This window comes from Micromonospora sp. NPDC049662, from assembly GCF_040675055.1.
Classification (GTDB): domain Bacteria; phylum Actinomycetota; class Actinomycetes; order Mycobacteriales; family Micromonosporaceae; genus Micromonospora.
Genome location: NZ_JBFAOC010000010.1, coordinates 102,159 through 114,497, shown reverse-complemented (window position 1 = coordinate 114,497; position 12,339 = coordinate 102,159). Strand labels below are relative to the sequence as shown.

At 72.6% G+C, this 12,339-nt stretch carries 12 protein-coding genes; 10 read left to right on the top strand and 2 right to left on the bottom strand.

Translation table 11 applies throughout. The annotated features are described in order from the left end of the window. Positions 1 to 50 precede the first annotated feature (50 nt). The 10 genes from AB0J36_RS10940 to AB0J36_RS10895 all read left to right on the top strand — a co-directional run bounded on the left by AB0J36_RS10940 (position 51) and on the right by AB0J36_RS10895 (position 10,295). Positions 51 to 437 (top strand): hypothetical protein, encoded by a 387-nt coding sequence (locus AB0J36_RS10940; protein WP_357122540.1) that lies wholly within the window; start codon positions 51 to 53, stop codon positions 435 to 437. A 149-nt stretch (positions 438 to 586) separates the two neighbouring features. Further along, the gene (locus tag AB0J36_RS10935; protein ID WP_357122543.1) at positions 587 to 3,421 is read left to right on the top strand and encodes a Na+/H+ antiporter subunit A; all 2,835 of its coding nucleotides are present in this window, start codon (positions 587 to 589) and stop codon (positions 3,419 to 3,421) included. 55 nt (positions 3,422 to 3,476) lie between these two features. Then, the gene (locus AB0J36_RS10930; protein WP_357122546.1) at positions 3,477 to 3,965 is read left to right on the top strand and encodes a Na(+)/H(+) antiporter subunit C; all 489 of its coding nucleotides are present in this window, start codon (positions 3,477 to 3,479) and stop codon (positions 3,963 to 3,965) included. Beyond that, positions 3,962 to 5,467 carry a Na+/H+ antiporter subunit D gene (locus AB0J36_RS10925; RefSeq protein WP_363660435.1) on the top strand — a complete coding sequence of 502 codons (1,506 nt, stop codon included), beginning with the start codon at positions 3,962 to 3,964 and terminating at the stop codon, positions 5,465 to 5,467. The genes AB0J36_RS10930 and AB0J36_RS10925 overlap by 4 nt, the downstream gene beginning before the upstream one ends. Further along, positions 5,464 to 6,060, top strand: a complete 597-nt coding sequence (locus AB0J36_RS10920) for a Na+/H+ antiporter subunit E (protein ID WP_357175201.1) — start codon at positions 5,464 to 5,466, stop codon at positions 6,058 to 6,060. The genes AB0J36_RS10925 and AB0J36_RS10920 overlap by 4 nt, the downstream gene beginning before the upstream one ends. Continuing rightward, entirely contained in the window at positions 6,060 to 6,323 is a 264-nt protein-coding gene (locus AB0J36_RS10915) for a monovalent cation/H+ antiporter complex subunit F (RefSeq protein WP_357122555.1), read from the top strand. The genes AB0J36_RS10920 and AB0J36_RS10915 overlap by 1 nt, the downstream gene beginning before the upstream one ends. Then, on the top strand, positions 6,323 to 6,706 hold the full coding sequence (mnhG, locus tag AB0J36_RS10910; protein ID WP_357122558.1) for a monovalent cation/H(+) antiporter subunit G: 384 nt from the start codon (positions 6,323 to 6,325) through the stop codon (positions 6,704 to 6,706). The genes AB0J36_RS10915 and mnhG overlap by 1 nt, the downstream gene beginning before the upstream one ends. A 161-nt stretch (positions 6,707 to 6,867) precedes the next feature. Next, the gene (locus AB0J36_RS10905; RefSeq protein ID WP_357122561.1) at positions 6,868 to 8,235 is read left to right on the top strand and encodes a hemolysin family protein; all 1,368 of its coding nucleotides are present in this window, start codon (positions 6,868 to 6,870) and stop codon (positions 8,233 to 8,235) included. Further along, a complete protein-coding gene (locus tag AB0J36_RS10900; RefSeq protein ID WP_357122564.1) occupies positions 8,232 to 9,296 on the top strand; it encodes a hemolysin family protein in 1,065 nt (354 codons plus the stop codon). Before AB0J36_RS10905 ends, AB0J36_RS10900 begins: the two co-directional genes overlap by 4 nt. Before the next feature lie 72 nt (positions 9,297 to 9,368). Further along, on the top strand, positions 9,369 to 10,295 hold the full coding sequence (locus tag AB0J36_RS10895; protein ID WP_357122567.1) for a sporulation protein: 927 nt from the start codon (positions 9,369 to 9,371) through the stop codon (positions 10,293 to 10,295). Between the two features lie 126 nt (positions 10,296 to 10,421). Here AB0J36_RS10895 and leuE read toward each other — a convergent pair whose 3' ends face one another. Further along, the gene (leuE, locus tag AB0J36_RS10890; protein ID WP_357122570.1) at positions 10,422 to 11,093 is read right to left on the bottom strand and encodes a leucine efflux protein LeuE; all 672 of its coding nucleotides are present in this window, start codon (positions 11,091 to 11,093) and stop codon (positions 10,422 to 10,424) included. Then, positions 11,093 to 12,334 (bottom strand): bifunctional pyridoxamine 5'-phosphate oxidase family protein/GNAT family N-acetyltransferase, encoded by a 1,242-nt coding sequence (locus AB0J36_RS10885; RefSeq protein WP_363660434.1) that lies wholly within the window; start codon positions 12,332 to 12,334, stop codon positions 11,093 to 11,095. The genes leuE and AB0J36_RS10885 overlap by 1 nt, the downstream gene beginning before the upstream one ends. Positions 12,335 to 12,339 lie beyond the last annotated feature (5 nt).

The window sequence follows — 12,339 nt, the reverse complement described above, 5'->3', positions numbered from 1 at the left end:
GCAACATAAAGTAACTTCACCCGCAACGCGAATCGGGTGGGAGGGATCGGATGACCGGCGAGCCGCGACACGTCGAGCCCGGCACCGATGTGCTGATCCGCAAGGTCGACAGTCACCTCGCCACGCTCCGCGGCGGTCTGCACGGGCCCGAGCTGGAGCTCGCCGAGCGTCTCGCCGGCTGCCTGCGGGAGCTGGTCGTCTCCACCGCCCAGGCCAGCGCCGCCGACCGGGGGCAGGTCCGCGTCGCGGTGCACTACTTCGTGCTGCGCCGGGAGAGCCGGGGCCGCCTGCTCTCGATGCGGTCCCTCGCCGTCGCGGAGCGGGTCGTCGCCAAGGTCGCCCGCCAACTCGGTCGCGTCGACCTGCTGGCCGACCTGCGCCGAGGTCACCAGGATCTCGACGACGCGCTGCCGGTCGGCGACGCTCTGCTGCGCTGACCGCCGCCGCTGGCGCTCGCCGTTGATCGCACATTGAGCCCTATGGCGGGGCAATTCCGGTAAAACCGCCCGAGGCTCGGGGATCTGGCGTCTGATCGCTGAAGACACCACCGCTGTACGGGTGTCGGCCACCTCGATCGGGAGCGCGAGTGCTGGTACTGCTCATCCTCCACCTCGTGGCGGCCCTCGTCGCGCCGCTTCTCGTCCGGTGGTGGGGTCCGCGCGCGTGCTATCCGCTGGCGCTCGCGCCGGCCGCCGCGTTCGGCTGGGCGCTGGCCCGTACCCCGGCCGTCGCGCACGGCGGCGCGGTCGTCGAGACGTACCCGTGGATCGGGCAGTTGGGCCTCGACATCGCGCTGCGCGTCACCACGCTGTCGTGGCTCATGACCCTGCTGGTCGGCGGCGTCGGCGCGCTCGTGCTGGTCTACAGCGCCCGGTACTTCGACGCCGGCTCCCCCGGGATGGCCCAGGTCGCCGCCGTCCTGGTGGCCTTCGCCGGCGCGATGCTCGTCCTGGTGTTCGCCGACGATCTGCTGCTGCTCTACGTCGGCTGGGAGTTGACCACGATCTTCTCGTACCTGCTGATCGGGCACAGCACCGAACGCCGGGCCAGCCGCTGGGCGGCGGCGCAGGCGCTGACCGTCACCACGCTGGGCGGGCTCGCCATGCTGGTCGGGTTCATCCTGCTGGGCGAGCACGCCGGGAGTTACCGCTGGTCCGAGATCGCCGCCCACCCGCTGCCCGGAGGTGGCTACCTCGTCACGGCGGTGCTGCTGATCCTGGCCGGGGCGCTGTCCAAGTCGGCGGTGCTCCCGTTCAGCTCCTGGCTGCCGGTCGCGATGGCGGCGCCCACCCCGGTCAGCGCGTACCTGCACGCGGCGGCCATGGTCAAGGCCGGCGTCTACCTGGTCGGGCTGCTCGCGCCGGTGCTCGCCACGGTGGGTCCGTGGCGACCGCTGGTCCTCATCGCCGGGGTGGCGACCATGCTCGTCGCCGGTTGGGCGGCGCTGCGACAGAACGACCTCAAGCTGCTGCTCGCGTACGGAACGGTCAGCCAGTTGGGCCTGCTGGTCGCGGTGACCGGCTCGGGTACACCGGACGCCGCGCTGGCCGGCACGGCGATGCTGCTGGCGCACGCCCTGTTCAAGGCGGCGCTGTTCCTGGTCGTCGGCGTCATCGACCACGGCGCCGGGACCCGTGACCTGCGCGAGTTGTCCGGGCTGCGCCGCTGGTCCCGCCCGTTGTTCGGGGTCGCGGTGCTGGCGGCGGCGTCGATGGCGGGCGTACCGCCGCTCGTCGGGTTCGTCGCCAAGGAGGCGGTGTTCGCGGCGTTCACCAGCGATCCGGTGGTCCTCGCCGGGCTGGTCGCCGGAACGGTGCTCACCGTCGCGTACAGCGCCCGCTTCCTCTGGGGCGCGTTCGCCGACCGGCCGGGCGTCGAACCGGTACCACCCGGGCCGGTCGCCGCGTCGATGCTGCTCCCACCGGCGGTGCTCGCCGTCGTCGGGCTGCTCGCCGGTCCCGCCGCCGGCGTGCTGGACGGTCTGCTCAGTCCGTACGCCGAGCTGCTGGGGACCCTCGACGCGCACCTGACGCTCTGGCCCGGACCCACCGCGGCGCTCGGTCTGTCCGTGTTGGCGCTTGCCGGCGGCATCCTGCTCTTCGCGCTGCGCGGGCCGCTCGCCCCCGCGCTGGCCCGGCTCCGGTCGCCGGTCGGCGGCAATCAGGGGTACGAGTGGGTCGTGGGCCGGTTCGACCGGTTCGCCATCGGGGTCACCGGCGCGACCCAGCGCGGCTCGCTACCGCAGTACCTCGGCATCATTCTCGTCACCCTCGTGCTGCTGCCCGGTGGGGCGATGCTCGCCGCCGCCCCCTGGCGGGCCCGGCTCCCGCTCTGGGACAACCCGCTGCAACCGGTGGTCGTGGTGGTCATCGCGGTGGCCGCGCTGCTCGCGGTCGGCGCTCGTCGGCGGTTGACCGCGATGCTGCTGGTCGGCGTCACCGGCTACGGCACGGCCATGCTGTTCATCCTGCACGGCGCACCTGATCTGGCGCTCACCCAGTTCCTGGTGGAGACCGCGACCATCGCGGTCTTCGTGCTGGTGCTGCGCCGCCTGCCGCAGCGGTTCTCGGCCCGACCGCTGCGCCGCAGCAGATGGACGCGTCGGGCGATCGGCGTGGCGATGGGCGTGGTGGCGGGCGGGCTCGCGCTCGTCGCGGCCGGCGCCCGCCGCGCGCCGGACATCTCCACCGTCTTCCCGGCCCTCGCGGTGGGCGAGGGGTACGGCCGCAACGTGGTCAACGTGACCCTCGTCGACATCCGGGCCTGGGACACCATGGGCGAGGTGTCGGTGCTGGTGGTGGCCGCGACCGGGGTGGCCAGCCTGATCTTCGAGCGGTCCCGTACCGGGCCGAGGCCGCGCCGGCCGGAGTCCGCCGAAGGGGCCGCCCCGCCGCACCGGCCCGTCTGGTTACGGGGTGGCCCGACCCTCTACGACGAGCAGCGCTCGCTCGTCCTTGAGGTGGTCACCCGACTGATCTTCCACACGGTGGTGCTGTTCTCGCTGTTCCTGCTCTTCTCCGGGCACAACGCGCCGGGCGGCGGATTCTCGGGCGGCCTGGTGGCCGGGCTCGCGCTGGTCGTCCGCTACCTGGCCGGCGGCAGGTACGAGCTGACCGACGCCGCCCCGGTGGGCGCTGGCCTGATCCTCGGCGCGGGGCTGGCCCTGGCGGTGGGTACGGGCGCGGTGGCGCTGCTGGCCGGCGGATCGGTGCTGCAGAGCGCGAAGCTCGACGTGTCCCTACCGCTGGTCGGCGACGTCCACCTGGTCACGTCGCTCTTCTTCGACATCGGCGTGTACCTGATCGTGATCGGGTTGCTGCTGGACATCCTGCGCAGTCTCGGCGCGGAGGTGGACCGGCACATCGAGGCCACCGGTACGGAGAGCGGCGGCCTGGCCATCGACAAGGGCGGACGGCCGTGAGCGCGAGGAGTGAGCCGGGTTTGCGAGCCCCGCAGTCGCGAACAGGGGCGCGGCCGTGACGGCGGGTGGCGCCGGGCCGACGCTGGTGCTGGTGCTCGCCGTCGCGGCGCTCGTCGGGTGCGGGGTGGTCCTGCTGCTGGAGCGCAGCCTCACCCGGATCCTGCTCGGCGTCATCCTGCTCGGCAACGGTGTCAACCTGCTGATCCTGCTGGGTGGCCGGTCGGGTGGCGCTCCCGTCGTGGGCACCGGCCCGGTGGACCGGATGAGTGACCCACTGGCGCAGGCGATGGTGCTGACCGCCATCGTGATCACGTTCGGGTTCACCGCGTTCCTGCTCGCCGTGGCGTACCGGAGCTGGTATCTCACCGGCGACGACGAGGTGCCCGACGACCTGGAGGACCGCCAGATCATCCGTCGCGCGGAGGACCACGGGGTGGGCGCGGTCGACCGTGGCGGGGAGGGTCCGAACGGCGATCCGGAGCAGGTCGACCCGGAGCCGGCCCGCCGCCGACTCCGACGTGGCCAGCCGGACGACGCGTCGTGAGCCGGCTCCTGCCCCTGCCGGTGGTGGTGCCGCTGCTCGGCGCGGCGCTGACCCTGCTGCTGGCCGACCGGCCCCGGGTGCAGCGTACGGTCAGCGTGCTCTGCCTGGCGGTGACGTTCACCGTCGCGCTGGTGCTGCTGGTGCAGGCGTACCGGCACGGGCCGGTGGTGCTCGCGGTCGGTGGGTGGCCGCCGCCGGTCGGCATCGTGCTGGTGGCCGACCAGTTGGCCGCGCTGATGCTGGTGGTGTCCTCGGCGGTGACCCTGTGCGTGCTGGTGTACTCGATCGGGCAGGGCCGCAGCGAGACCAGCGAGAGCGCGCCGGTGGTGATCTTCCACCCGACGTACCTGGTGCTCACCGCGGGCGTCACCAACGCGTTCCTGGCGGGTGACCTGTTCAACCTGTTCGTCGGCTTCGAGATCCTGTTGGCGGCCAGCTTCGTGCTGATCACGCTGGGCGGCACCGAGACGCGCATCCGCACCGGCTCGACGTACGTGGTGGTCAGCGTTCTCTCCTCGATGATCTTCCTGACCGGCGTGGGACTGGTGTACGCGGCCACCGGCACGCTCAACCTGGCGCAGCTCGCCCAGCGTCTCGACGACCTGCCGGACAACGTCCGGGTGACCCTGCAACTGATGCTGCTGCTCGCGTTCGCGATCAAGGCTGCGGTCTTCCCGTTGTCGGCCTGGCTGCCGGACAGCTATCCCACCGCTCCGGCCCCGGTGACCGCCGTGTTCGCGGGGCTGCTCACCAAGGTGGGCGTGTACGCGATCATCCGTACCGAGACGTTGCTCTTTCCGGGCGGCCAGGTCGACGACCTGCTCATGGTCGTCGCCGGGTTGACCATGGTGGTCGGCATCCTCGGCGCCGTGGCGCAGTCGGACATGAAGCGGCTCTTCTCGTTCACCCTGGTCAGCCACATCGGCTACATGATCTTCGGGGTGGCGTTGAGCACCGCGGCCGGGCTCGCCGGGGCGATCTTCTACGTGGTGCACCACATCACCATCCAGACGACCCTGTTCCTGGTCGCCGGGTTGGTCGAGGAGCGCGCCGGCAGCACCGACCTGCGTCGTCTCGGCGGACTGGCCCGGGTGGCGCCCCTGCTGGGCGTCCTCTTCTTCGTCCCGGCGATGAATCTCGCCGGGGTGCCCCCGTTCTCCGGGTTCCTCGGCAAGCTCGGGCTGCTCCAGGCCGGGGTGGCGGCCGGCGGCGCGCTGCCCGCGACGTTGGTGGCGGCCGGGACGCTCACCAGTCTGCTCACCCTGTACGTCGCCTCCCGGGTGTGGAACATCGCGTTCTGGCGGGCGCCCCGGATCGCCACCGAGGAACCCGTCGTCCGGCTGCCCGCCCTGACGGTCGGCGCGACCGTCGCCCTGGTCGCCCTGGGGGTGTCGCTGACCGTGCTGGCCGGCCCCCTGTTCGACGTCACCGCCGACGCGGCCACCGACCTGCTCTCGCGTACGCCGTACGTGCGCGCTGTTCTGCCCGGCGGCGTGCCGTGACGGGCCGACGCGGCGCACCCCCGACGGACGCCGCCAGGGAAGGTCGGCTCGGGCGTTGGCGGGACCAGACGCTGGCGCTGAGCTGGCTGGTGCTCGTCTGGAACCTGCTCTGGGGCGAGATCAACCTGGCAAACATCATCGGTGGCCTGCTGGTGGGAGGCTCGGTCCTGCTGTTCTTCCCGCTGCCGGCGGTCACCTTCGGCGGGCGGCTGCGGCCGGGGGCGCTGCTGGCGTTCGCCGGTCGGTTCGTCGTCGAACTGGTCAGCGCGAGCCTGCACATCGCCCGGATCGCCGTGCAACCCGGTTACCGGCCCCGTGGCGCGATCATCGCCGTCCGGTTGCGGGTGCGTACGGATCTGATCCTGGCGCTCACCGCCGAGGCGGTCTCGCTGGTGCCCGGCACGCTGGTCCTCAAGGTGGACCGTGAGCCGGGGGTGCTCTACCTGCACGTGCTGGACACCCATGGCCCGGCCGACCTGGCGCTCGCCCGGGACCGCACCCTCGACGTCGAACGACGCATCGTCCGGGCGGTGGGCAGCGCGGACGAACTGCGCCGCGTGGAGCCCGGTCCCGCCGAGAAGGGATTCGCCTAATGATCACGTTCCTGGCCGTCGTCCTCACCGTCCTGCTGTCGGTGACCGCGCTGCTCGTGCTGATCCGGCTCTACCGGGGGCCCTCGCTGTTGGACCGGGTGATCGCGGCGGACATGCTGCTCGCCACCATGGTCGGCGCGGTGGGCGCGGAGGCGGCGGTCAACCGGCACGCCACCACGCTGCCGGTGCTGGTGGTGCTGTCCCTGCTCGGCTTCGTGGGCTCGGTCTCGCTGGTCCGCTTCGCCGTCCGGGAGCGTTCCTGATGCCGGGCGTGCTCGCGACGATCGCCGACTGGCTCGGGGCCGTCTGCCTGGTCGCCGGCGCGCTGCTCGCGCTGTGCGCCGGCATCGGTGTGCTGCGCTTCCCGGACGCCCTGTCCCGGATGCACGCGGCCACCAAGCCCCAGGTGCTCGGCGTGCTCCTGCTGCTGCTCGGGATCGCGCTGCGGCTGCGGTCCCGGGCCGACCTCGGCATGATCCTGCTGGTCGGGGTCTTCCAGTTGGCCACCGCCCCGGTCGCCGCGCAGATGATCGGCCGGGCCGCCTACCGGTCCGGCCGACTCGACCGGGGCCTGCTCGACGCCGACGAGTTGGCCGGGACCGAGTCGACCGGTGGGCGCGGCGAAAGCCGGTCCCGGCCGGGCTGAACAGGACGATCGACTCCTTCGGCCCACCCCCAGCGGAGTCCCAGGCAACGCCGATAAAATGACGGCATGATCGACTCCTCTGCCCAGGAGGGCAGCAGTAGCCAGCCGGGTCGTGCCCGGCGTATCCCCGTCCCGACGGCCCCGGGAGCCCTGAGCGTCCCGTGTTGATCGTCGTCGGTCTTCTTCTCATCATCGTGCTCACCGCCGCCACCGGTTACTTCGTGGCGCAGGAGTTCGGCTACGTCGCCGTCGACCGGGGCAAGCTGCGCCAGCTCGCCGACGACGGCGACCAGGCCGCCGCCCGGGCCCTCGCCGTCACCAGCCGGCTCTCCTTCATGCTCTCCGGCGCGCAACTCGGCATCACCGTCACCGCGCTGCTGGTCGGTTACGTCGCCGAGCCGTACCTCGGTGGTGGCCTCGCCGACCTGCTCGGCGTCGCCGGCGTCAGCGAGTCCGTGAGCCTGCCGCTGTCGGTGGCGCTGGCCCTGGTCATCGCCACCGTCGTGCAGATGGTCCTCGGCGAGCTGGCGCCCAAGAACCTCGCCATCGCCCGGGCCGTACCGCTGGCCCGGGCGCTGAGCCGGTCCACGCTCTTCTACCTGGCCATCGCCGGTCCGGTGATCCGGCTCTTCGACCGGGCGTCGGTCCGGCTGCTGCGCCGGGTCGGTATCGAGCCGATCGAGGAGCTGCCCAGCGGGGCGACCCCCGCCGACCTGGAACAGATCATCGCCGAGTCACGTGAGGAGGGCAGCCTGGACGCTGAGATGTCCACGCTGCTCGACCGGGGGCTCGACTTTCGTGAGCTGACCGCCGGCGAGGCCATGGTTCCCCGGGTCGACGTGCACATCGTCCGGGGGCACGAGCCGGTGAGTCGGGTGGTCGAGCTGCTGGACACCGGCCACTCCCGCTTCCCGGTTCGTGGCGCGGAGGGTGTCGACGACCTGCTCGGCATCGTCGGCATCGCCGACGTGCTCGGCGTACCCCCCGCCGAACGGGCCACCACCCCGGTCAGCGCGGTGGCGGGCCCGCCGCTGCTCGTACCGGAGACCCTGCCCCTGCCCACGGTGCTGGACCGCCTGCGCTCCGGGCACCGGCAGATGGCCTGCGTGGTCGACGAGTACGGCGGTTTCGCCGGCGTGATCACCCTGGAGGACATCGCCGAGGAGCTGGTTGGTCCGATCCGGGACGAGGACGACCCGCCGGAGCGGGCGCCCGCCCGCCAGGACGACGGCTCCTGGGTGGTGCCGGCCCGCTGGCGGATCGACGAGGTCGCCGACAGCACCGGCATCGCGCTGCCCGAGGCCCCGGAGTACGACACGCTCTCCGGGCTGGTCATGCGGGAGCTGGGCCGGGTGCCGGAGGTCGGCGACCGGTTGGAGATCAGTCTGCTGCCCGAGGGCGTCGAGGCCGACGAGGGCGAGGCGGAGCCCCGGGCGCTGGTCGAGGTGCTGGCCGTGGACCGGCACGTCGCCGACTCGGTCCGGCTGCAACTCACCGACCGTGGCGAGCGGCGCGAGGTGTCCGCATGAGCCCCGGCATCGCGTTGATCAGCTCCGGCGTCCTGCTGGGGCTGAACGGGTTCTTCGTGGCCGCCGAGTTCGCCCTGGTGGCCAGCAAGCGGTACCGGCTGGAGCAGGCGGCGGCCACCGGTGGCCGGGCGGCGCGGGCCGCGCTCGACGGCGTCCGCGAGCTGTCGCTGATGCTGGCCGGTGCGCAGCTCGGCATCACCCTGTGCACCCTGGGGCTCGGCGCGCTGGCCGAGCCGGCGATCGAGCACCTGGTCAGCCCGCTGCTGCACGTGGTGGGGCTGCCCGACGCGGCCAGTCACGTCATCGCCCTGGTCTTCGCCCTCGGGTTGGTGACCTTCCTGCACCTGGTGGTGGGGGAGATGGCACCGAAGTCGTGGGCGATCACCGACGCCGAACGGTCGGCGACGCTACTCGCGCTGCCGTTCCGGGCGTTCGCCCGGGTGTCCCGGCCGGTGCTGTCCGCGTTGAACGCGCTGGCCAACGCGATCCTGCGGCTGGTCGGGGTCAACCAGCAGGACCAGCTGGCCCAGGTGCACGGTCCGGACGAGCTGCGGATCCTGCTGGAACAGTCCCGCGAGCACGGGCTGCTCGGCGCCGAGCAGCACCAACTGCTCACCAGCATGCTCGAGCTGCAGGGCACGTCGGTGGCGCAGGTGATGGAGCCGTTCGCCACCATGGTCACGGTCCGGCGCGACGACCCGGCCGAGCGGATCGAGCAGGTCAGCCGGGACAGCGGCCGGTCACGGCTGGCCGTGCTGGACGCGGGCGGCGACGTCTGCGGTCTGGTGCACGTCCGGGAGGCGGTACGGGCGGTCACCACCGGCCGGGCCGCCGTGGCCGGGGAGCTGATGACACCGGCGTTCACCCTGCCGGCGACGTCCTCGGTCACCGAGGCGGTGGCCGCGATGCGCGCCCGGCAGTCGCAGCTCGCGCTGGTCCGCAACGGCGGTGGCCCGGCCCGCCCGATCGGTTTCGTCGCCCTGGAGGACCTGTTGGAGGAGGTCATCGGCGAGTTCGACGACGAGACCGACACGGTGCCGCGCGGTCGGCGACTCCGCTAGGAGAATTCCCGCAAGTTCCGGGTGACCCCCCGCCGGGTCCGCGACAGTTGAGGTGACCTGGCGGGGGGCGCGATGCGGTTGACGGGGGTGTCTCGGGAGTCCGGCTGGACCGGGCTGTCCGTACAGACCACGCTGGGAAACCCGAGCACCCGTCCGGGCCTGCGCCTGCCCGGGCGGGTGACTCTCGCCGCCGGACCGGACGACGTGCTCGTACGCCACATCCGGCTCGGCCTGGTCACGACGGTCGAGCCGGACGACCCGGCGGCCCCGCGACGTCTCATGCAGTTCTTCCAGCTCCCGATCGCCGGGCGGTTCGTGGTCCCGGCGGGCCGCCGCCGGGCCGTCGACTTCGCGTTGCCGCTGCCGTGGGAGACCCCGGTGACCACCTTCGGTGGGGTGCCGCTGCTCAGTCTGCGGATGGGTCTGCGGACCGAGGTGTCCGTCGACCCGGACCTGGACCAGGGCGCCATGGTGCCGGTCTTCGTGCACCCGGTCCCCACCCAGCAGCACGTGCTGGCGGCGCTGGACACGCTGGGCTTCTCGATCCGCCAGGCCGGGCTGGTGGAGGGCGGCCTGCCCGGGGTGGAGCATGCTCTACCGCTGCACCAGCGCTGGGGCTACTGGGTGGGGCCGCTCTACGCCGGCCCGATCACCGAGCTGGAACTGATCTTCGTGACGAACTCGGCGGGCCTCGAGGTGATCACCTGGGTGGACCGCAAGCTGGCCCTGGCCGGGATCACCCACCAGAGCATCAGCCGGTTCCGGATCTGGCACGCCGACGCCGGGCAGCGGGACTGGGTCGCCACCGTGGACGGCTGGCTGCGCCACGCCATCAACCGCCACGCGGCGGCCGCCGCCCACGCCGACTGGTCCGCGCAGATCGGCCATTCCGCCCACGTCAGCCGCCACCCCGACGCCCCGATCAAACCCGGCTACGGACTGGGCGGCACAGCCGGAGGAGCCGGGGTCGGCGGCGGCGGAGGAGGCGACGGCACCTGACCCCCCGCGCCGATCTTGCACTTACTGTCGCCGTAGAGCGGTGCGAAAGACGCAAAAAGACAGCACAAAGTGCAAGATCGCGGAGAGCGGTGGGGTCGGGTGGGGCGACGAGCAGTGGGGTCGGGGTCAGCCGGCGCTGGCGGTGGCTAGTTTGAGGCTGAAGGCTAGGAAGAGCGTTGCCACCGCCGTGGTGCCGCCCACCGCGAGACGACGGCGGCGGCGGAACTGGGCCGCCAGGAACGTCCCCGCGAAGATCAGCGCGGTCAGGTAGAGCGCGCTGCTGACCTGGGCGATCAGGCCGAGCAGCAGGAACGACAGCGCCGGCCACGCGTACCCGGGGTCGACGAACTGGATGAAGAACGAGATGAAGAAGAGGATCGCCTTCGGGTTCAGCAGGCTGATCACCAGCGCCTTGCGGAACGGGCTGCGCAGCTGCGCCGGCTCCGCGGCGTCGATCAGCCGCGGCGTGGTCGGGTCGTTGCGGTCGCGCCAGCGCCGCCAGGCGCCCCGCAGCATGGTCAGCCCGACATAACCGAGGTACGCCGCGCCAGCGTACTTGATCACCAGGAACAACGGTGGGTACGCCTTGAGCAGCGACGCCACCCCGGCGGCGGAGAGGATCATCAGCACCCCGTCGCCGACGAACACCCCGCCCGCGGCCCGGTAGCCGGCCCCCACGCCCCGCTTGGCGGCGGTGGAGAGCACGAAGAGCGAGTTCGGTCCGGGCAGCAGGATGATGGCCACGGTGCCCAGCACGTACGTCCAGATGTCGGTGATCCCCAGCACGCCCGCCATCATCACGCCACCGACGCCGTACGGCGAAGTCTTTTCCGCAGCGTGGCCTGTGCGTTCGGCCACTCGTCGACGGTCATCGCGTACTGCACCGTGTCCCGCCATGAGCCGTCCGGGCGCTGGCGGTGTATCCGCAGCACCCCCTCCCGGGTCGCGCCGAGCCGTTCGATGGCCGCCTGGGACCGAACGTTGCGGATGTCGGTGTGCCAGGCGACCCGTACCGCGCCCAGCTCGTCGAAGGCCCGGCCGAGCAGCAGCAGCTTGGCCTCGGTGTTGATCCCGGTACGCCACCACGGACGGCCGAGGAAGGTGTGCCCGATCGCCACCGACCGCCGCTCCGGGTCGATCTCGTAGTACGAGGTGCTGCCGACCACCGTCCCGGTCGCCGCGCAGCGCTGCACCCAGGGCACCCGCTCGCCGCGCTGCTGGGCGGCCAGCGCGGCGGCGATCACCTCGGCGGTCCCGGCCGGCTCGGTGGGCCGTGGAACGGTCAGGTGCCGCCAGACGTCGTCGTCGGCGGTGGCGGCGTGCAGGTCGTCGGCGTGCGCCAGGTCCAGCGGTTCCAGCCGGACGTGCTCGCCGCTCAGCGGCGCCGGGTCGTGCCAGGGCGTACGGATCGTCCGCAGGTACGCCGGCAGCGGCGCGGCGACCCCGGCGGCGGGCTGCGGCAGCCCGGCGGTCAGCCGTAGCGGCAGGACGCCGGCCCAGTGCGGCAGGTGCAGGTCGGCCTCGTCCTCGCGGACGCCGCCGGTGCGCGACCGGACGGACACCTCGCGCAGCGGCAGCGCCAGCACGGCGGTCTCGGCCAGTTCGCGCCGGTTCGGCGGGCGACTGTCCGTGCTGCGGCCCGCGCCCACCTTCTCGACGAGCGCGGTGAGCATGGCGCTCTTCTCCGTGGCGTCGGTGACCAGTCGGGCGGTGCCGTGTGCGACCACCGAGCGGTAGTTGGCGCTGTGGTGGAACTGGGAGCGGGCGTACACCAGCCCGTCGAGCAGCGTGACCGCGACGCAGACGGCCAGACCGTCGCCCCGGGCGGCGAGCAGCGGGCGACTGCCGGTGGAGCCGTGCAGGTAGAGGGTGTCGCCGACGCGGACGTGCAGGGTGGGCAGTACGCGGGGCTCGCCGTCCACGGTGAAGCCGAGCGCGCAGTGGTACGCCTCGTCGAGGACGGCGTGTGCCGCCTCGCGGTCGTAGCTCATCCGCTCGCGGGAACGGGTGGCGGTGGTCCGGGCGGTGGGTGGGTACATGCGCG

Excerpts from the sequence above, each read along its gene's own strand:
- AB0J36_RS10915 (WP_357122555.1), top strand. The coding sequence starts at position 6,060 with ATGATCACGTTCCTGGCCGTCGTCCTCACCGTCCTGCTGTCGGTGACC.
- AB0J36_RS10885 (WP_363660434.1), bottom strand. The coding sequence starts at position 12,334 with ATGTACCCACCCACCGCCCGGACCACCGCCACCCGTTCCCGCGAGCGG.
- AB0J36_RS10895 (WP_357122567.1), top strand. The coding sequence starts at position 9,369 with ATGCGGTTGACGGGGGTGTCTCGGGAGTCCGGCTGGACCGGGCTGTCC.
- leuE (WP_357122570.1), bottom strand. The coding sequence starts at position 11,093 with ATGATGGCGGGCGTGCTGGGGATCACCGACATCTGGACGTACGTGCTG.
- AB0J36_RS10900 (WP_357122564.1), top strand. The coding sequence starts at position 8,232 with ATGAGCCCCGGCATCGCGTTGATCAGCTCCGGCGTCCTGCTGGGGCTG.
- mnhG (WP_357122558.1), top strand. The coding sequence starts at position 6,323 with ATGCCGGGCGTGCTCGCGACGATCGCCGACTGGCTCGGGGCCGTCTGC.
- AB0J36_RS10940 (WP_357122540.1), top strand. The coding sequence starts at position 51 with ATGACCGGCGAGCCGCGACACGTCGAGCCCGGCACCGATGTGCTGATC.